Genomic DNA, 532 nt, shown 5'->3' with positions numbered 1-532 from the left:
TACTCCAAGAGCGTTTAAAGCAAGTATTGAAATCCCTAACTTTAATAATTTTTTTCTACTCATTCTTTTTCCCTTAACACTTTCAAAATACAGTAAGGAGGAGAGTAAATATTTCTACCCTCCTCTTACTATGCAATCCTATTGTTCAGCTGTGTTTTTCCAAACTAGAAGTCCTGTAAGTCCAAAAATGAGAACTGCAATGACTTCAAAGAGTGTAGAAACTTCAGAACCTGTATTTGGCAAGTTTTTGCCTGGATCTTTTGGTGGAACTTCCCCCTCAGAAGGTGGAATATTTGGAGCCGGTGGTGTTACCGGTGTTGGTGGGAACACCACAACTGTGTTGGTAGATTGTGGGGTGTGATTGAAGCTTACTGTAGCTGTATTTGATACACCGTCCTGATACTTAGCGAAGTCTGTTCCTTCTTTGAAGTTTGTGTAAAGAACGAGAGTTACTTTACTTCCCTTCAAGGCTTCAAGAACATCCTTGTCGCTGATTTCAAGAGTCACAAGATTTTCAGTTTCATCGTAAGTA

1 protein-coding gene is annotated in these 532 nt (G+C 39.3%); it reads right to left on the bottom strand.

Translation table 11 applies throughout. The annotated features are described in order from the left end of the window. Nucleotides 1-138: 138 nt before the first annotated feature. On the bottom strand, nt 139-532 hold a 394-nt coding region (locus tag M1F63_RS10130), incomplete at its 5' end, for an LPXTG cell wall anchor domain-containing protein (RefSeq protein WP_247941336.1).

Source organism: Streptococcus oralis (assembly GCF_023109155.1).
Classification (GTDB): domain Bacteria; phylum Bacillota; class Bacilli; order Lactobacillales; family Streptococcaceae; genus Streptococcus; species Streptococcus oralis_BZ.
Note: the sequence above shows the minus strand (reverse complement) of the source record. Positions and strands in the feature narration are given on the sequence as shown.